Source organism: Streptomyces sp. JB150 (genome assembly GCF_011193355.1).
Taxonomy (GTDB): Bacteria; Actinomycetota; Actinomycetes; order Streptomycetales; family Streptomycetaceae; genus Streptomyces.
In genome coordinates this window covers 1,813,518-1,830,894 of the sequence record NZ_CP049780.1, presented here as the reverse complement: position 1 = coordinate 1,830,894, position 17,377 = coordinate 1,813,518, and the positions used below count along the sequence as shown (strand labels likewise).

Annotated in this window: 16 protein-coding genes and 1 pseudogene; 10 read left to right on the top strand and 7 right to left on the bottom strand. The window is 74.3% G+C overall.

All coding sequences use genetic code 11. The annotated features are described in order from the left end of the window. Positions 1 to 79 precede the first annotated feature (79 nt). Both hrpB and G7Z13_RS08610 read right to left on the bottom strand, forming a co-directional pair. Entirely contained in the window at positions 80 to 2,668 is a 2,589-nt protein-coding gene (hrpB, locus tag G7Z13_RS08615) for an ATP-dependent helicase HrpB (protein WP_165997503.1), read from the bottom strand. Between the two features lie 121 nt (positions 2,669 to 2,789). Beyond that, positions 2,790 to 3,719 (bottom strand): class I SAM-dependent methyltransferase, encoded by a 930-nt coding sequence (locus G7Z13_RS08610; RefSeq protein ID WP_240926147.1) that lies wholly within the window; start codon positions 3,717 to 3,719, stop codon positions 2,790 to 2,792. A gap of 289 nt (positions 3,720 to 4,008) precedes the next feature. On the opposite strand from G7Z13_RS08610, the gene rpsA reads away from it, so the two are divergent. From rpsA to G7Z13_RS08590, 4 genes are all read left to right on the top strand, one after another. Continuing rightward, entirely contained in the window at positions 4,009 to 5,499 is a 1,491-nt protein-coding gene (gene rpsA, locus G7Z13_RS08605; RefSeq protein WP_165997502.1) for a 30S ribosomal protein S1, read from the top strand. A 363-nt stretch (positions 5,500 to 5,862) separates the two neighbouring features. After that, complete coding sequence (locus tag G7Z13_RS08600) at positions 5,863 to 6,801, top strand: PAC2 family protein (protein WP_165997501.1); 939 nt, start codon at positions 5,863 to 5,865, stop codon at positions 6,799 to 6,801. 146 nt (positions 6,802 to 6,947) lie between these two features. Then, complete coding sequence (coaE, locus tag G7Z13_RS08595; protein ID WP_165997500.1) at positions 6,948 to 7,568, top strand: dephospho-CoA kinase; 621 nt, start codon at positions 6,948 to 6,950, stop codon at positions 7,566 to 7,568. A gap of 118 nt (positions 7,569 to 7,686) precedes the next feature. Continuing rightward, positions 7,687 to 8,070 (top strand): tetratricopeptide repeat protein, encoded by a 384-nt coding sequence (locus G7Z13_RS08590; RefSeq protein ID WP_165997499.1) that lies wholly within the window; start codon positions 7,687 to 7,689, stop codon positions 8,068 to 8,070. A gap of 104 nt (positions 8,071 to 8,174) precedes the next feature. On the opposite strand, the gene G7Z13_RS08585 is transcribed toward G7Z13_RS08590, so the two are convergent. Beyond that, positions 8,175 to 8,444, bottom strand: a complete 270-nt coding sequence (locus G7Z13_RS08585; RefSeq protein ID WP_206313035.1) for a DUF6343 family protein — start codon at positions 8,442 to 8,444, stop codon at positions 8,175 to 8,177. A gap of 191 nt (positions 8,445 to 8,635) precedes the next feature. Here G7Z13_RS08585 and G7Z13_RS08580 point away from each other — a divergent pair, with 191 nt between their 5' ends. Next, entirely contained in the window at positions 8,636 to 9,340 is a 705-nt protein-coding gene (locus G7Z13_RS08580) for a class I SAM-dependent methyltransferase (RefSeq protein WP_206313034.1), read from the top strand. Positions 9,341 to 9,492: 152 nt separating this feature from the next. Next, positions 9,493 to 9,978: a DoxX family protein gene (locus tag G7Z13_RS08575; RefSeq protein ID WP_165997496.1), complete on the top strand. Its 486-nt coding sequence runs from the start codon at positions 9,493 to 9,495 to the stop codon at positions 9,976 to 9,978. Between the two features lie 13 nt (positions 9,979 to 9,991). Here the strand turns inward: G7Z13_RS08575 and G7Z13_RS08570 are convergent, their stop codons facing one another. Further along, positions 9,992 to 10,618 (bottom strand): RNA-binding S4 domain-containing protein, encoded by a 627-nt coding sequence (locus G7Z13_RS08570; protein WP_165997495.1) that lies wholly within the window; start codon positions 10,616 to 10,618, stop codon positions 9,992 to 9,994. Between the two features lie 37 nt (positions 10,619 to 10,655). Between G7Z13_RS08570 and G7Z13_RS08565 the strand changes: the two genes are divergently transcribed. Together G7Z13_RS08565 and pip are read left to right on the top strand one after the other, a co-directional pair. Continuing rightward, entirely contained in the window at positions 10,656 to 11,423 is a 768-nt protein-coding gene (locus G7Z13_RS08565) for a uracil-DNA glycosylase (RefSeq protein WP_165997494.1), read from the top strand. Positions 11,424 to 11,442: 19 nt separating this feature from the next. Next, positions 11,443 to 12,486: a prolyl aminopeptidase gene (gene pip, locus G7Z13_RS08560; protein ID WP_277347434.1), complete on the top strand. Its 1,044-nt coding sequence runs from the start codon at positions 11,443 to 11,445 to the stop codon at positions 12,484 to 12,486. Between the two features lie 81 nt (positions 12,487 to 12,567). On the opposite strand, the gene G7Z13_RS08555 is transcribed toward pip, so the two are convergent. The 3 genes and pseudogenes from G7Z13_RS08555 to G7Z13_RS33310 form a co-directional block, all read right to left on the bottom strand. Then, positions 12,568 to 13,074 carry a GNAT family N-acetyltransferase gene (locus G7Z13_RS08555; protein WP_165997492.1) on the bottom strand — a complete coding sequence of 169 codons (507 nt, stop codon included), beginning with the start codon at positions 13,072 to 13,074 and terminating at the stop codon, positions 12,568 to 12,570. Between the two features lie 107 nt (positions 13,075 to 13,181). Further along, positions 13,182 to 13,580 (bottom strand): annotated as a pseudogene (locus G7Z13_RS08550) (RidA family protein); the annotation flags it as partial. A 37-nt stretch (positions 13,581 to 13,617) separates the two neighbouring features. Beyond that, a complete protein-coding gene (locus G7Z13_RS33310; protein WP_206313033.1) occupies positions 13,618 to 14,079 on the bottom strand; it encodes a hypothetical protein in 462 nt (153 codons plus the stop codon). A 313-nt stretch (positions 14,080 to 14,392) separates the two neighbouring features. Here G7Z13_RS33310 and G7Z13_RS08540 point away from each other — a divergent pair, with 313 nt between their 5' ends. Next, positions 14,393 to 15,181, top strand: a complete 789-nt coding sequence (locus tag G7Z13_RS08540; protein WP_165997490.1) for a nucleotidyltransferase domain-containing protein — start codon at positions 14,393 to 14,395, stop codon at positions 15,179 to 15,181. A 201-nt stretch (positions 15,182 to 15,382) separates the two neighbouring features. Further along, positions 15,383 to 17,257 carry an FUSC family protein gene (locus G7Z13_RS08535; protein ID WP_166004774.1) on the top strand — a complete coding sequence of 625 codons (1,875 nt, stop codon included), beginning with the start codon at positions 15,383 to 15,385 and terminating at the stop codon, positions 17,255 to 17,257. Positions 17,258 to 17,377 lie beyond the last annotated feature (120 nt).

The following is a 17,377-nucleotide window of genomic DNA, read 5'->3' as shown; positions in this document are numbered from 1 at the left end:
GGGCCCACGCGGCACCCGGCCCGCACAGCACCCGGCACGCATCCGCACCCGGCCCCACCGCAGCCGCAGCCGCACCGGGTCATCGCCTCAGCCGCGCGGTGGTGTGCCGGGTCGGCTCCGCCGTGGCCGGGTCCTCCGGCCACGGATGCTTCGGGTACCGGCCGCGCAGCTCCGCGCGGACGCCCCGGTAGCCGTCCTTCCAGAAGGAGGCGAGGTCGGCGGTGACCGCTGCCGGGCGTCCGGCGGGCGAGAGCAGATGCACCAGCAGCGGCACCCCGGCCACCCGCGGCGACTCCTGCAGCCCGAACATCTCCTGCAGCTTCACCGCCAGCACCGGCCGCTCCGGATCCGCGTAGTCGACCCGTACGGCCGACCCGCTCGGCACCGTGATCCGCTCCGGGGCCAGTTCGTCCAGCCGCGCGGCCTCACCCGACGCCCAGGGCAGCAGCCGGGCCAGACACGCCCCGGCGTCGATCCGCGCCAGATCCGCGCGCCGCCGGGCCCGGCCCAGTTCCGGCTCCAGCCACTCGTCCACGCGCGCGTGCAGCGCGTCGTCGGACACGTCGGGCCAGGGCTCGCCCAGGTGCAGCCGCAGAAACGCCAGCCGCTGCCGCAGCACCCCGGCCTCCCGGGACCAGCGCAGCAGCCCGAACCCCTCCCGCCGCAACCCGTCGAGCAGCGCCCGCCGCACGAGAGCGGGGGCGGGCTCCGCCGGCGGCCGTACGGCGAGCTCCACCGCGCCCAGCCGCTCCACGCGCCGGGCGACGACGTCCCCGTCGGCCCACCGGATCTCGTCCCCCTCGGTGAGCAGCGCCCCCGCCGCCCGCCGCGCGATGTCCTCGTCGACAACCGCCGCGAGCCGCACGCGCGCGTGCCCCCGCCCGACGGGCCGGTCGGCCACCGCGACGGCGATCCACGGCGCGCCCCGCAACGCCGTGCCCTCATCCGGCTCGGCCCGCGTCCCCGACACCATCAGATACGACCCGCCGTCCGCGCGGGCGACCCGCTCCGGGTAGGCGAGGGCGGCGACCAGACCGGCGAGCCGGTCCTCGCCCTCGCTCGTCCGGTCACCGGGCGCCGCGGCGCGGCCCGCCCCGCCGTCCCCGCGGTCCGGCGCGCCGTCCCCGCGGTCCGGCGCGCCCGCCCGGTCGGTGTCTTCCCCGGCCTCCTCGGCCAGGGCCCGCAGCCGGCGCACCTCCGCGCGCCACCGGCCCGCGTAGGCGTCACCGCCGCGCCGCGCGGCCCGCAGGGCCCCCGCGAGGTCGTCCCCGTACTCGTGCGGCGGCTCCTCGCTCAGCAGGGCCACGACCTCGGCGGCCCGCCCCGCGCCCACGAGCGGGGCGGCGTCCAGCAGCGCCCGGCCCAGCCGGGGATGCAGACCCAGGCGGGACAGCCGGACGCCCCGCGCGGTGGCCCGCCCGCTCTCGTCCACCGCGCCGATCGCCGACAGCACGCGCCGCGCGGCCGCCATCGCCCCGCCCGGCGGCGGGTCGAGCAGCGCCAGCCCGCTCGCCTCCGGATCGCCCCAGCAGGCCGCCTGGAGCGCGAACGCCGTCAGGTCGGCCACCTGGATCTCCGGGGCCGGGAACCGCGGCAGACGCGCATCCTCGGCCTCCGCCCAGCAGCGGTACACCGTGCCCGGCGCCTCACGTCCGGCCCGCCCGGCCCGCTGCCGCCCCGCCGCCTGCGAGGCCCGTACCGTCGTCAGCGCGCTCAGCCCCCGCGCGTGGTCCACGCGCGGCTCCCGCGCGAGCCCGGAGTCGACGACCACCCGCACGCCCGGGACCGTCAGCGAGGACTCCGCCACCGCCGTCGCCAGCACCACGCGGCGACGCGCGCCCGGCGCCAGCACCGCGTCCTGCACCGCCGCCGGCGCCCGTCCGTGCACCTGGAGCACCTCGACGTCCCCGAGATCCCCCAGTTGCGCGGCGACCCGCGCGATCTCGCCGACGCCGGGCAGGAAGCACAGGACGTCCCCCGGCCGCTCGGCCAGCGCCCGGCGCACCACCGACGCCACGTGCGTCAGCAGCGCCGGGTCCACCCGCATCCCGTGCGACGGCCGCACCGGCCGGGGAGGCGGCGCCCAGACGGTCTCCACGGGATGGGAGACGCCCCGCGCCTCGACCACGGGCGCCCCGCCCAGCAGCCGCGCCCACCCCTCGGCGTCGGTCGTCGCCGACGCGGCCACCAGCCGCAGCTCGGGCCGCAGGGCCTCGCGTACGTCCCACAGGAAGGCCGCCGCCGTGTCCGCGTCCAGATGCCGCTCGTGGCACTCGTCGAGCAGCACCACGTCGACCCCGGTCAGCTCCTGGTCACGCTGCAGCCGCTGGAGCAGGACACCGGTCGTGACGACCTCCACGCGCGCGTGCCGCCCCACGACCCGCTCCCCGCGCACCGTGTAGCCGACGCTTTCGCCGACCCGCTCACCGAGCAGCCACGCCATCCGCCGGGCCGCCGCCCGCGCGGCGATCCGCCGCGGCTCGGCGACCAGCACCCGCCGCGTGGGCCCGTCGCCCAGCAGCCCCGCCAGCGCCAGCGGCACCAGCGTCGACTTGCCGGTGCCGGGCGGCGCCACCAGCACGGCGGCGCCGGGCCCCTCCAGGGCGTCGCGCAGCGCGGGCAGGGCACCACGCACGGGCAGGGCGTCCAGAGCGTCGTAACGGATCACGCCCCTAGTGTCGTACGACGGGAGAACGCGCCCGGCAGGGAGCGGCCCCTACGCACGCGTGCCCGCGACGCGCGTGCCTGCGGGCAGACGCCGGACACCGGGACACGACGCGGGGAGGACCTCAGTCCCGCTCGCACACGAAGATCGCCGTCCCCGGGATCAGCTTCCCGCGCAGCGGCGACCAGCCGCCCCACTCGGAGGTGTTCCACGCGGGCCACTCCGGCTCCACCAGGTCCACCAGCCGGAAGCCCGACGCCACGATGTCCCGGACCCGGTCGCCGAGCGTCCGGTGATGCTCGACGTACACCGCGCGGCCGACGCCGTTCTCGACGTACTCCTCCACGTACGGAGTGCGGTCGAAGTACGACCCGGAGACCGTCAGCCCCTCGGGGCCCGGCTCGTCCGGGAAGGCCCAGCGGATCGGATGGGTCACCGAGAAGACGAACCGGCCGCCGGGCCGCAGCACCCGGTGCACCTCCCGCAGCACCAGCCGCGGGTCCGCGACGAACGGCAGCGCCCCGTAGGCCGAGCACGCCAGGTCGAAGGAGGCGTCCGCGAAGGGCAGGGCGCTCGCGTCCGCGCACACCAGGGGGAAGGAGCCGCCGATGCGCAGGGCGTGCTGGAGCTGGCGGTGGGAGAGGTCCAGGGCGACCGGGCGCGCCCCCTGGGCGGCCAGCCAGCGCGCGCACTGCGCCGCGCCGGCCCCGATCTCCAGGATGTCCCTGCCCTTCAGCTCCTCCGGCGGGCCCAGCAGCCCGGCCTCCACCTCGTCCAGGCCCTCGGGGCCCCACACGAACCGGTCGTCGCCGAGGAACGTGCCGTGCTCGATCTGGTACTCGTCCGCGTTGCGGTCCCACCAGCCCCGGTTGGCGCGGGCGCTCTCGGCGACGCCGGCATCACGCCGCGTGGCCTCCGGCTCGTCGGTCTCGGCGGGTGGTGCGGCCTCGGCGGATTCGGGCTCTTGGATGATGGGCTCCCTCGTCGTACTCTTCCGTCCAACCCGTCCCGGGGGTGTCGCAGCACGGGCGCGCCGGTGCCCGCGTGGTCTCACGGGACAAGTTTTCTGCCGGGAATGCGGCGATCCGCCCCGGGTGTGCGTCTTCGCGCATTGACCCTGCCCGGCTGCCCCCGTATGCTACAAGTTGCGCTGCGGGCCTGCGCACCTCAGACGTAGCAGGCTGCGCTCGCATCTGTTGTATGTCCCCTCGGTTGTCGAGGCGCCAACACCGGCTTCCGGTTGGTGAGGCGCTTCCTTGGCTGTCCGGCTTCTGCAGAGCGAAACGGGCTCCCGGCGTAGCAGTACCTACGACTTCAATGTCCGTACCGGAGCCCTTTCCCACATGACGAGCAGCACCGAGACCACCGCCACCACCCCGCAGGTAGCGGTCAACGACATCGGTAACGAGGAAGCCTTCCTCGCAGCGATCGACGAGACGATCAAGTACTTCAACGACGGCGACATCGTCGACGGCGTCATCGTGAAGGTCGACCGGGACGAGGTCCTGCTCGACATCGGTTACAAGACCGAAGGCGTGATCCCGAGCCGCGAGCTCTCGATCAAGCACGACGTCGACCCCAACGAGGTCGTCGCCGTCGGTGACGAGATCGAGGCCCTCGTCCTCCAGAAGGAGGACAAGGAAGGCCGCCTGATCCTCTCGAAGAAGCGCGCCCAGTACGAGCGTGCCTGGGGCACCATCGAGAAGATCAAGGAAGAGGACGGGATCGTCACCGGTACCGTCATCGAGGTCGTCAAGGGTGGTCTCATCCTCGACATCGGCCTCCGTGGCTTCCTCCCGGCCTCCCTGGTCGAGATGCGCCGCGTCCGCGACCTCCAGCCCTACGTGGGCAAGGAGCTCGAGGCCAAGATCATCGAGCTGGACAAGAACCGCAACAACGTGGTCCTGTCCCGCCGTGCCTGGCTGGAGCAGACCCAGTCCGAGGTCCGCCAGACCTTCCTCACCACCCTCCAGAAGGGTCAGGTGCGGTCCGGCGTCGTCTCCTCGATCGTCAACTTCGGTGCCTTCGTGGACCTGGGTGGCGTCGACGGTCTGGTCCACGTCTCCGAGCTGTCCTGGAAGCACATCGACCACCCGTCCGAGGTCGTCGAGGTGGGCCAGGAGGTCACCGTCGAGGTCCTCGACGTCGACATGGACCGCGAGCGCGTCTCCCTGTCGCTGAAGGCGACCCAGGAAGACCCGTGGCAGCAGTTCGCCCGCACCCACCAGATCGGCCAGGTCGTGCCCGGCAAGGTCACGAAGCTGGTTCCGTTCGGTGCGTTCGTCCGCGTGGACGAGGGCATCGAGGGTCTGGTCCACATCTCCGAGCTGGCCGAGCGCCACGTGGAGATCCCGGAGCAGGTCGTCCAGGTCAACGACGAGATCTTCGTCAAGGTCATCGACATCGACCTCGAGCGCCGTCGCATCAGCCTCTCGCTGAAGCAGGCCAACGAGTCCTTCGGTGCCGACCCGACGGCGGTCGAGTTCGACCCGACCCTGTACGGCATGGCCGCGTCCTACGACGACCAGGGCAACTACATCTACCCCGAGGGCTTCGACCCGGAGACCAACGACTGGCTGCCGGGCTACGAGAAGCAGCGCGAGGAGTGGGAGCGCCAGTACGCCGAGGCGCAGGCCCGCTTCGAGCAGCACCAGCAGCAGGTCATCAAGTCCCGCGAGGCGGACGCCCAGGCCGCTGCCGAGGGTGGCGAGGCCGCCGCTCCGGCCGCGACCGGCGGTTCGTACTCCTCCGAGGGCGGCGACAACTCCGGCGCCCTGGCGTCGGACGAGGCGCTGGCCGCGCTGCGCGAGAAGCTGGCCGGCGGCCAGAGCTGAGCGCAGCCCGCTGAGCACGGCTCCCTGAGGGCCGGCCGATAACGGGCTGAGGGCCCGCATCCCATCCGGGGTGCGGGTCCTCGGTGCGTCCGGGAACTGTCCCGCGACGCGGCCGTCACGCGCGTCCATCCTGCGACGCGACCGTCCCCGCCGCGGCGACGCGGCCGTCCCCGCCGCGGCGACGCGACCGTCCCCGCCGCGGCGACGCGACCGTCCCCGCCGCGGCGACGCGGCCGTTCCCGGCGCCCAAGGAGGCCACCGCGCGGGGCAGTTGACGGGCAATCGCCGCTCGACTCGTACGGAGGGGAATGTCCATGTCCCTCACCGCGTTGTTCCGTACGAACACGAGGAGGAGCGGTCACTGTGCTAGATCCGCAGGGTTTGTACACGTGGGAGCCGAAGGGCCTGGCCGTCGTCGACATGGCGCTCGCCCAGGAGTCGGCCGGTCTTGTCATGCTCTACCACTTCGACGGATACATCGACGCGGGTGAGACCGGCGACCTGATCGTCGACCGGCTCCTCGACTCGCTGCCGCACCAGATCGTCGCCCGCTTCGACCACGACCGGCTCGTGGACTACCGAGCCCGCCGCCCGCTGCTCACCTTCCGGCGCGACCGCTGGGCCGGGTACGAGGAGCCCACGCTCGCCGTCCGGATCGTCCAGGACGCCACCGGGGCACCCTTCCTGCTGCTGTCGGGTCCGGAGCCGGACGTGGAGTGGGAGCGCTTCTCGGCGGCCGTCGAGCAGATCGTGGAACGTCTGGGCGTACGCCTCGCCGTGAACTTCCACGGCATCCCGATGGGCGTCCCGCACACCCGCCCGGTGGGCCTGACCCCGCACGGCAACCGGGCCGACCTGGTGCCCGGCCACCGCAGCCCCTTCGAGGAGGCGCAGGTGCCCGGCAGCGCCGAGTCGCTGGTCGAGTACCGCCTCATGGAGGCCGGTCACGACGTCCTCGGCGTCGCCGCGCACGTCCCGCACTACATCGCCCGCTCGCCCTACCCCGACGCGGCGCTGACCGTCCTGGAGGCCATCACCGCGGCCACCGGGCTGGTCCTGCCGGCCATCGCGCACTCCCTGCGCACGGACGCGTACCGCACGCAGACCGAGATCGAGCGGCAGATCCGGGAGGGGGACGAGGAACTGACCGCCCTCGTCCAGGGCCTTGAGCACCAGTACGACGCGGTCGCCGGCGCGGAGACGCGCGGCAACATGCTCGCCGAGCCCGTGGAGATCCCCTCGGCGGACGAGATCGGGCGGGAGTTCGAGCGGTTCCTCGCGGAGCGGGAAGGGGACGGCTGAGGCGGCGTGCGCTCCCGCGTGGGCTGGGCGGAGCGGGGAGGGCTGGGCGGGTGACCGGGTGACCGGGTGACCGGGTGACCGGGGGATCGGCGGAGGTTTCCGCCCCCGCCCGTGCGTGGTCACCGGCAGGGCCTAAGCTTCCGCTCATGCTGACTGTGGGGCTGACCGGCGGTATCGGGGCCGGCAAGAGCGAGGTGTCGCGACTGCTGGTGGAGTGCGGTGCCGTGCTGATCGACGCCGACCGCATCGCGCGCGAGGTCGTCGCGCCCGGGACTCCCGGTCTCGCCGCGGTCGTCGAGGCCTTCGGGGCGGACGTACTGGCTCCGGACGGCGGTCTCGACCGCCCCAGGCTGGGCTCGATCGTCTTCGCGGACGCCGAGAAGCTCGCCGTGCTCAACTCGATCGTGCACCCCCTCGTCCGGGCCCGCTCCGAGGAACTGCAGGCCGCGGCGGCGGAGGACGCCGTCGTCGTGCACGACGTACCACTGCTCACCGAGAACGGCCTGGCACCGCTGTACGACGTCGTGATCGTCGTCGACGCCGCCCCGAAGACCCAGCTCGACCGGCTCGTCCGGCTGCGTGGCATGACCGAGGAGGACGCCCGCGCGCGGATGGCCGCGCAGGCCGGCCGGGAGCAGCGCCGGGAGATCGCGGACATCGTGATCGACAACGACGTACCGCTGGAGGAGCTGGAGCGGCGGGTGAGGGAGGTGTGGGCGGAGCTGGTGCGCCGGGCCCGCGCGCCGAAGGAAGCGGGCGGGCAGTAGCTGGCGGTGGGGGCAGTGCCCTGGGAGGCTCTTCAGGTGCGCCTGGGGTGGCGGTGACGCGGGAATAGCGGCGTCGTGCCTCGGCGTTGAACGGGTGCAGCAAGGGAAGGAATGTGCCGTGCCCGAGACCAGCGGTTCGACCGGACGTTCACCGTCACCGGAGACGCACGTCATCGACTTCCGTGCCGCCGAGCAGTTGCTCGCCGCGCGGGACCCGCGTGGCGCGGTGAAGCTGCTCGACGGAGTCATCGCCGCCCACCCCGAGAACACCGCCGCCCGGCTGCTGCGCGCCCGCGCGTTCTTCGCCGCCGCGCAACTGCGTCCCGCGGAGCTGGAGTTCACCATCGTGCTGGAGCGCGAGCCGGACAACGCGTTCGCGCACTTCGCGCTCGCCCGCACCTACGAGCGCCAGGGCCGCCCCGACCAGGCCAAGCGCCACTTCCGGCTGGCGGCGGCGCTGGACCCGAACCCGCAGTACCTGAAGGCGGCCCGATTCGAGTAGGGCCGGTCTCGCCCTCCGGTTGCCGTGACGGCGCACGACCGCGGGGAGCGTTGCCGTACGGCCGCTACCGCCGCCGGGGGCCCTCCAGCGGCCCGTGAGGGCGGCTACCGGCGCCCGGGGCCCTCCGGCGGCCGGTACGGCGGGACGTCCGGGCCGGGCTGATAGTGCGGGCCCTGACGGATGTGGCGCAGGACCACGAGCATGTCGATCGTCGCCACCAGCCACAGCACCCCACAGGCGATCGCCCAGCCGACCCGCCCGGCCAGGGCGAACGCGGCCGTGCCGAAGACCGCCCAGACCAGCCCCCACACGCTCAGCCAGAACCGCGCCCGCAGCGCACTGCGCGCGGTCACCGGCTCACTGCCCGTACGCATCCGGACCACCATCCTCCTTGCAACGTACTCCGGTGTGCCGCCTCGCTCCAGCGCGGTTCCTGCACCGCGTCGAACCCGCCGACCGGTGTGAACAGGACTTCACGCGACCCGCTGTCACTCGAACGGGTGGTATGGGGGGAGGGGGGAACGGACGTGCGGGGCCGGGCCGTTGGCCGGGTATGGAGCTGAGGATGCGAACGGGACATCAGGGGACGGGGCCGGGGCCGACCACCCCGGACGGCTGCGCGGTGGAGCTCTACACACGGCTTCCGGTCGGGCCGGAGCCGGACATCATCGCCTCCGCCGTGCCGGCGGGCGCTCGCCTGCTCGAGCTCGGCTGCGGGGTGGGGCGGATGACCCATCCATTGGTGGAGCGCGGTTTCCGGGTGACGGCGGTGGACGAGTCCCCCGAGATGCTGGAGCACGTCCGCGGGGCGCGTACGGTCCTCAGCCCGATCGAGGACCTGGACCTGGGCGAGACCTTCGACGCGGTGGTGCTCGCCTCCTTCCTGGTGCACGCCGGTGACGAGGAGATACGGCGCGGGCTGCTCCGGACCTGTCTGCGGCACGTGGCGGAGAACGGCTGTGTGCTGATCCAGCGGGAGGGCGAGGACTTCCACACCGACCTGCCGCGCGAGCGGGTCGACCCCAGCGGGTTCACCGTGCGGATCGTGTCCTCCGAACCGGTCGGGGAGGGGGTGCGCTCGGTGCGCGCGGAGTACCTGTTCCCGGACGCGACCTGGACCCAGACGTTCCGGGCGCGGCCGCTGACGAAGGAACAGTTCGAGGAGGCGCTGGGCGAGGCGGGGCTCAGGGTGGACCGGTATCTGACGGAGGACCGGATGTGGGTGAGGGCGGTGCCGGTGGCGGAGGGGGAGTGGCTGGTGGGTGGATAGGGGCGGACGGGGGCGGGCGTATGCGGCGGACGCAGTTCATGGCGGGAGAGCCGCGGTGCGGCGATGGACTCGCGGTACGGCGATGAGTTTCCCTGCGGGCGGGGGTCTGTCTCTGTGACGACAGCACCAACCGCTTGCCGCAGGAGACCTCCATGTCCAAGACCACTGCTTCCCACCCCGCCACCGCCACCGGCACCCCCGCCGGAGCCGCCACCGCCACCGGCACCGCGCCGGCCTCGCGCGGCGGTCGCGCGGCCCGTATCGCCCTGCGTGCCGTGCAGGTGCTGCTGGCCCTCTTCTTCGCCGTCGCCAGCGCGCTGCCGAAGCTGGTCGCGCACTCCTCGGCCGTGGAGCCGTTCGAGCGGATGGGCTGGGGCGACGTGGGGATGTACGGCATCGGCGCGCTGGAACTCGCCGGAGCCGTCGCCCTGTTGATCCCCGTGCTTCAGTCGGTGGCGGCGCTGGCGCTGAGCGGGTTGATGGTGGGCGCGTTCGTCGTCCAGCTGACCGTCTTCGACGGGGAGCACGCGGCGACACCGCTGATCCTGCTGGTGCCGCTCACCCTCGTCGCCTGGGCGCGACGAGGGCACACCGCGGAGCTGCTGCGGATGCTGCGGCCGGCGCGGCACACGGGGTGACCGTACCCGGTCATCACCCTCCGGGGCGGCCGCCGAGGCCGCCGAACCCGCCGAGGCCGCGGAGGCGTTCCAGCTCGCGACGGTCGCGCTTGGTCGGCCGGCCGGCGCCGCGGTCGCGGATGCCGGCCGGTGCCACGGCCTCGCGGGGCGGGGGCGGCGGGCTGTTGTCGATGTAGCACTGGGCGGCGACCGGGGCACCGACGCGCTTGCGGATCAGACGCTTGACCACGACGATCCGCTCGCGCCCCTCCTGCCGCAGGCGCACCTCGTCACCGATGCGCACGGAGTGGGCCGGCTTGACCCGCTCGCCGTTCACCCGGACATGCCCGCCCTTGCAGGCGGCGGCGCCGAGGGACCGGGTCTTGACCAGCCGTACCGACCAGATCCAGCTGTCGATCCGCACGTTCTCACCGTTCGGGGGAGCCGCGGCCTCGGCGGCGGCGATCGCGGCGGCGACCTTGGGATCCGGGGCGCTTTCGGGGCTCGCGGGCGCGGGGGAGCCCTCGGGTCCGGCGGCCTCGGAGGCCGGGGCGCTCACGGGTACGGGGTTTCCGGCCTGCCCGACCTCATCGCCGGCGCTCAGCCGGCGGTCGTCCTGGCGGTCGTCGCCCTTGTTCCTGTCCGTACGCTCGGAAGCCATGCCCCGACCTTAACGCCGTCACCCGTACCGTTGAGCCATGGACAGTCTGGCCGACCTGGACGCGCGGATCGCGGGCTGTGCGGCGTGCCCGCGGCTGGTGGACTGGCGGGAGGAGGTGGCCCGTACCAAACGCGCCGCCTTCGCGGACTGGACGTACTGGGGCCGCCCCGTGCCGGGCTTCGGACCGGCGGGCGCCCGGCTGCTGATCGTCGGTCTCGCGCCGGCGGCGCACGGCGGCAACCGCACCGGCCGGATGTTCACCGGCGACCGCTCGGGGGACGTGCTGTACCGGGCGCTGTACGACCTGGGGCTCGCCTCCCAGCCCACCTCCGAGCGCCCCGACGACGGCCTGGAGCTGTACGGGGTACGCGTCACCGCGCCCGTGCACTGCGCACCGCCCGCCAACAAGCCGACGCCCACGGAGCGGGACACCTGCCGCCCCTGGCTCGTCCAGGAGCTGCGGCTGCTGCGTCCGACGCTGCGGTCGGTGGTTGTCCTCGGCGCCTTCGGCTGGCAGGCGGCGCTGCCCGCGTTCGCCGAGGCGGGGTGGACGGTGCCCAGGCCGCGCCCCGCGTTCACCCACGGCACGCACGTCCGCCTCACCGCCGCCTCCGCTGCCATCGCCGCCTCCGCCTCCGATGCCACCGCCGGCTCGACCGGCCGCGCCACCCCGGCCGCCGCCGATGGCCTCGATCTCTTCGGCTGCTTCCACGTCAGCCAGCGCAACACCTTCACCGGCCGCCTGACCGCCGAGATGCTGCGCGAGGTGCTGCGCACGGCGGCGACCGCGGCCGGACTGCCGTAGCTGGCAGGGCTCCGGGCCGCTGTGCGGAAAGGGCCGCGACACGGCCCGTGGCGCGGGGTTACGGTGCCCGGATGCTCTCTACCCGGAGATCGAACCGTACGACCACGGCATGCTCGACGTCGGGGACGGCAACCGCGTCCACTGGGAGACCAGCGGCAACCCGCACGGCAAGCCCGCGCTGGTGCTGCACGGCGGGCCCGGCTCCGGCAGTCTCCCCTCCTTCCGGCGCCTCTTCGACCCCGCCGCCTACCGGATCGTCCAGCTCGACCAGCGCGGCTGCGGGCGCTCGACGCCGCACGCGAGCGCGTACGAGACCGACATGAGCGTCAACACGACGGCGCACGTGATGGCGGATCTGGAGCTGCTGCGCCGCCACCTCGGGATCGAGCGATGGCTGGTGTGGGGCGGGTCGTGGGGCTCGGTGCTGGGGCTGCGGTACGCGCAGACACACCCCGGAGTGGTCTCCGAGCTGGTGCTCACCGGGATCGCCACCGGCTCCAACCCCGAAGTGGCGCTGATGACGAGGGGCTTGGGCAAGATCTTCCCGGAGGCCTTCGCACGCTTCGTGGCGCTGGTGCCCGAGGACGAGCGGGACGGCAACCTCGCGGCGGCCTGCAACCGGCTGCTGGAGTCCCCGGACCCGCGTGTGCGGGAGCGGGCGGCGCGCGGCTGGACCGACTGGGAGACGGCGATCGTCCCCGCCCCGCCGCGCTCGGTGGAACGCTACGAGGACCCGGTGTTCCGCATGGGCTTCGCCCGCACCGTGACGCACTACTGGGGCAACGGCCACTTCCTCGGCGACGGCAACGACGAGGGGGTCGTCCTGCGCGACGCCCACCTGCTGAGGGGCATCCCCGGCATCATGGTCCAGGGCGCCCTCGACTTCGGGAACCTGCTCGGCGTCTCCTGGCGTCTGCACCAGTCCTGGCCCGGCAGCGAGCTGCGGATCGTGGACGAGGCCGGGCACAGCGCGGGCGCGCCCGGCATCGCGGATCTGCTGGTCGAGGCGACGGACACGTACGCCCGGCACCGGGGTGTCCGGCACCGGGGTGTCCGGCACTAGGACGCCCGCCTCCAGGGCACTCGGTTCCAGGGTTCCCGGCACCAGGGTCTCCGGCGACAGAAGCCGACGGCAGGGGCAAGGTCATGCCTCGTCCGCGGACGCCCGTTCCGTACGCGCCTGATACGTCTGATCAGGCCGCCAGACATACCGCACGTCCGGTTCCCGCTCCTCGTTCCCGCTGCCGTCCGTCCACTCGACGGCGACGAAGCCGTGACGCTCGTAGAAGCGATGGGCGGGCGTGTTGACCTGGAAGGTCCACAGGTCCAGGCCGCGCGGCCGGCGCTCCTTGGCGAGTGCGACGAACCGGTCGCCGAGACCGTGGCCGCGCCAGTCGGGGGCGAGGTAGAGCTGGGACAGCTCCGCCTCGTCGAGCACCATGACCCCGACGAGCCCGGTCCCGTCCGCGGTCTCGGCCACCCAGGTCTCCTGCCGGGGCACCACGACCGCCCGGAACCAGTCGCGGACCTCGTCGTCGGAGTGCGCCCGCACGACACCCGGCAGCGCGGCGGCGTAGGACCGCAGCCAGACGTCGGCGGCGGGGCGCGCGTCGGCCGGGGTGGCCCGGCGCAGAACGACGGCCGGCGTCACGGCCGTATCTCCCCGGGAAGCCGTGTATCCCCAAAGACCTGTGCCTTGCCGGAGACCTGCGCCTCCCCGGAGATCCGTTCCTCTGCCGGTGCTTGGGTGCCCGTGTGCTCCGGGACGACGGCGGTGGCGGTGATCTCCACCAGCTGACCGGTGTAGCCGAGGCAGGCCACGCCGATCAGGGTCGACGAGTGCGGTCCGGTGCTCAGCCCGGACGCCTCCACCACGTCCCACACGCGGGAGAGGACCGACGGTTCGTCGCTCACCACGTAGACGTCGGTCGCCACGACATGCGTCAGATGACTGCCCACGGCCGCCAGTTGACGCTCCAGATTGGCGATCACCTGCCGTGCCTGCCGGACCGGGTCACCTTCGCCGACCAGCTTCCCCTCGGCATCGAGCGGGACGGCCCCGGCGAGGAAGGCCAGCTTGGCGCCGGCCTCGACGACGGAGGCGTGCGCATAGCGCGGGGGTGGGAAGAGTTCGGGGACGGTGACGCGCTGGATCACGAGCGCTCCTGAGTCGGTCGGGACTTACGGCGGGCGATCAGTCGATCATCCAGGCATCGAGCCGCGCCCGCACCCGAATTCGGCGCGGGCCGCGGCGCCGCCGGGCGTCGTCCTTGCCGAGGCCCGCCGTGCCGGGGCGACGACGCGTCCGCCGCCTGCGCAGCGCCGTCGTCCGCGCCTCGGCGGTGCGCCGGGCCGCGGCGGCGGCGACGGCCCGGAACTCGTCGCCGCGCTCGGCGGCTTCGACGCGCTCGACGCGATACAGGCGGATCTGCCGGGCCGTACGGAACAGCGGGTGGGGGCGCAGCAGATCGGGCTCACCGAGCAGCCGGCGGACCAGGGCGGCGGTCCAACCGCGCGCCCGCAGCCCGGCCATGGACAGATGCGTCCGGGCCTGCCGCCCCGGCTGGGGCCGCCGCGCCTCCCGGACCTGCCGGGCCCGTCCGGCGTGCTCCGGCTCGCCGTCCCGAGGCGCGTCCTGCGGCGTCGTCGTCATCATCACTGTTCCCCCTGTCGTCATCACCCTGCGTGACGTACGACTTCATTGATAACGCGCCCCACTGACAATCGCGTCCGGCAAAGTGGGTACGAACTGCCGGCCGGCGTGCGGCGGCCCCCGACCCGACATGCGGGGACCGAGGCAGAGGGAGGACAGGGAGGACCCCTAAATCCGGTGCGGAACCGCATTCCCGCGCGTACCCTGCCCCCTCGCTACCCCTCGCTGCCCCTTCGGTGCGGTTGCAGGCGCCCGCCCGGCAGCCAGGCCGCCCCACCACGTACGCACGACGTACGACGACCGCCCGGAGCCGCCCATGCCCGCCCTCACCGACGCCGCCTTCCCCGACTTCCTCGCCGACCACCTCGCCGCCCTCCCCACCGTCCAGGCCGTCTCCCTCGGCGGCTCCCGCGCGCAGGGCACCCATCGCCCCGACAGCGACTGGGACGTCGGCATCTACTACCGGGGGCCCTTCGACCCCGCCGACCTGCGCGCGCTGGGCTGGGAGGGCGAGGTCTCCGAGATCGGCGAATGGGGCGGGGGCGTGTTCAACGGCGGCGGCTGGCTCACCGTGGACGGCCGGCGCGTGGACGTCCACTACCGGGACCTGGACGTGGTGGAACACGAGATGGCGGAGGCCGAGCAGGGCCGGTTCCACATCGAACCGCTCCTCTTCCACCTGGCCGGCATCCCCAGCTACCTGATCGTCGCCGAACTCGCCGTCAACCAGCCCCTGCGCGGCACCCCGCCCCGCCCCGAGCGCTACCCGGACCGGCTCCGCCGCGCCGCCACCGACCGCTGGCACGGCCTCGCCCGTGCCACCCTCGCCTACGCCGAGGCCAACCACGCCCCCGCCACCCGCCGCACCGAACTGGCCGGCGCCCTCGCCGTCGCCGCGACCCAGACGGCCCACGCCGTACTCGCGGCCGCGGGCGAGTGGGTGACCAACGAGAAACGACTGCTGGAGCGAGCGGGGTTGCGAGAGGTGGACCACATCATCGCGTCGCTGGGAGCGGCGAACGCGGACGCCATGATCGCGGCGGTCGGAAGGGCGGCAGCACTTTTCGACGCGCGCGTGGAGGAGGCTCGGGCCACGAGCGCGTGAGGCGTGGATACGCCTCGCAGAGTCCGTCACCCACCCGACCGTCACACCCCCGAAACACGCCCGTCCCACCCCCTCCAACATCGGCCCCTACCGTGGGCTGCATATACACCGCCCGGCCACCGTCGCCCGAAGGCACACCCCGCCCTCGTCTCGGCAGGAGCCCTGTTGTCTCGTCTGTTCCGTCTGTTCTGCCCTTCCCGGATATTCCGCCCGTCCCGGCGTCCGGCGGTCGCGCTGCCCGCCTGGCTTGCCCACGCGTTGCGGGCGCAGCGGGGGCCCGTGGTGTGGGGTGCGGTGGGGCGGGGGGCGCTGGCGGCGGGGCCGTTGGTGGCGGGGGCGCTGGTGCTGGGGCGGGGGTCCGCCGGGGTGGTGGCGGCCGTCGCGGCGATGCTCGCGGGGATCAACGACCGGCCCGGGAGCCGGCGGGCCGCCGTGAAGCGGCTCGGGGTGCCGGCGCTGGCCGGGGCGGCCGGGATGGTGGCGGGGACGTACGCGGGGGAGTACGGCGGGGCGGTCACGCTGACGGTGGTGATGGCCTTGCTGGGGCTGCTCGCGGGGTGTGTCAGTGCCGTGGGACCCGTGGCGTCGGCGGCCGGGACGCAGGTGCTCGTCGCCTGCGCCGTGGGCGCCGGGATGCCGTTGCCAGAACCGGGATGGGCGCGAGGGCTCGTGTTCCTCGGCGGGGCCGGGTGGCTGCTGGTGCTGCGGCTGGTGCTGCCGTCGCCGGGCGCGTTCGCCGGGGACTACCGCTTCGACGGGGAGCGCAGCGCCATCGCGGGGGTGTACGACGCCGTCGCCGATCTGCTGGAGGCCGTGGGCGGACCGCGGGCCACCGCCCGGCGCGCCGCGCTCACCGCCGCCCTCGACCACGCCCAGGACGCCCTCGCCGGACCCCGGCTGCGGCGGTACGCCGGGTCGGGCGCCGAGCGGCGGCTGCACGCGCAGTACGCCGCCGCGCTCCCCCTCGCCGAGGCCGCCACCGCGCTCGCCTGGGCTGCCGAGCCGGTCTCCGCGCGGGCCGCCGAGGCGCCCCGGCGGCTCGCCGCCGCAGTACGCCGCGCCACGCACACGGGACCCCTGCCCGCCCCCTCGCGCTCCGCGCCCGCCCTGCGGGCCCTGGACGACGCCCTGCTGCGGGCCGCCGAGGCCTTCGACCGGGGCGACGGTGACGCCCCGCACCGCCGTCGGCGCACCGCGCGGCAGCTGGTGCGCGTGGCGTTCGGGACCGCCGGCCGGGAGTACGGGACGCGGGTAGCCCTGTCCTTCGGGGCCGCCGTGGCCGTGGCGCAGGTGTTCCACCACGTCCACTGGTACTGGCTGCCCGCCACCGCCGTGTTCCTCGTCAAGCCCGACCTGGGGCCGCTCGCCTCACGGGTGCTGTGCCGGGCCGCGGGGACCGTCCTCGGGGCGCTGCTGTTCGCCGGGCTCGCCGCCGTGCTGCCCCAGCCCGCCGGGCTGGTCGCGGTCGTCACGGTCAGCGGGGCGCTGATCCCGGTCGCCACCCGGCACTTCGCCGCGCAGACCGCCGTCGTGACCGTGCTCGTGCTCGCCCTGGTGATGCTCGGCGGCGAACCGCAGGCCTCCGCGAGCCGGATCGCCGAGACCCTGCTGGCCTGCGCGATCGTCCTGATCGTCGGGCATCTGCCGATGCCGGGGGAGCGCGGCGGCGGAGTGCGGGCCCGGCTCGCGGCGGCCGGCGGGGCCGCACACGCCTACCTCACCCACGTCCTCACCGGCTCCGCCGACCGGCCCGCGCGGTGGGTGCTGCGCCGCGAGGCCTATCGCGCCCTCGCCGAGGCCCGTACGGCCATCGCCGTGGCCTCCGCCGAACTGCCCGCCCTCGCCCGGCACACCGAGGGCGCGGACCGGGTGGCGGCCCTGCTGGAACGGTTCGTCGACACCGTCACCGCCTGCGCCGTGCACCTGGACGACACCGGACGGCTCACCCCGCTCCACGTCCACCGGCTCGACCGGCTCCTCGGCGACCTGGAGACAGCCGACGGCCTCGGAGTGCTGGACGGCCTCTGTGGCCAGCGCGGGCGGCTCCGCGCGGCCGCCCTGCCTCTCGCCGGATAGCCGGGAAAGGGAAAGCCGGACGGCTGGCCGGGCCACCCGGGCTGCTGGTCGGTAAACCGGACGGCCGTCGGGTGGGTGCCGTCGGATGGGAGCCGTCGGACGGTTCGGGACCGACCGGTC

Excerpts from the sequence above, each read along its gene's own strand:
- rpsA (WP_165997502.1), top strand. The coding sequence starts at position 4,009 with ATGACGAGCAGCACCGAGACCACCGCCACCACCCCGCAGGTAGCGGTC.
- coaE (WP_165997500.1), top strand. The coding sequence starts at position 6,948 with ATGCTGACTGTGGGGCTGACCGGCGGTATCGGGGCCGGCAAGAGCGAG.
- G7Z13_RS08585 (WP_206313035.1), bottom strand. The coding sequence starts at position 8,444 with ATGCGTACGGGCAGTGAGCCGGTGACCGCGCGCAGTGCGCTGCGGGCG.
- G7Z13_RS08580 (WP_206313034.1), top strand. The coding sequence starts at position 8,636 with ATGCGAACGGGACATCAGGGGACGGGGCCGGGGCCGACCACCCCGGAC.
- G7Z13_RS08575 (WP_165997496.1), top strand. The coding sequence starts at position 9,493 with ATGTCCAAGACCACTGCTTCCCACCCCGCCACCGCCACCGGCACCCCC.
- G7Z13_RS08570 (WP_165997495.1), bottom strand. The coding sequence starts at position 10,618 with ATGGCTTCCGAGCGTACGGACAGGAACAAGGGCGACGACCGCCAGGAC.
- G7Z13_RS08565 (WP_165997494.1), top strand. The coding sequence starts at position 10,656 with ATGGACAGTCTGGCCGACCTGGACGCGCGGATCGCGGGCTGTGCGGCG.
- G7Z13_RS33310 (WP_206313033.1), bottom strand. The coding sequence starts at position 14,079 with ATGATGACGACGACGCCGCAGGACGCGCCTCGGGACGGCGAGCCGGAG.
- G7Z13_RS08540 (WP_165997490.1), top strand. The coding sequence starts at position 14,393 with ATGCCCGCCCTCACCGACGCCGCCTTCCCCGACTTCCTCGCCGACCAC.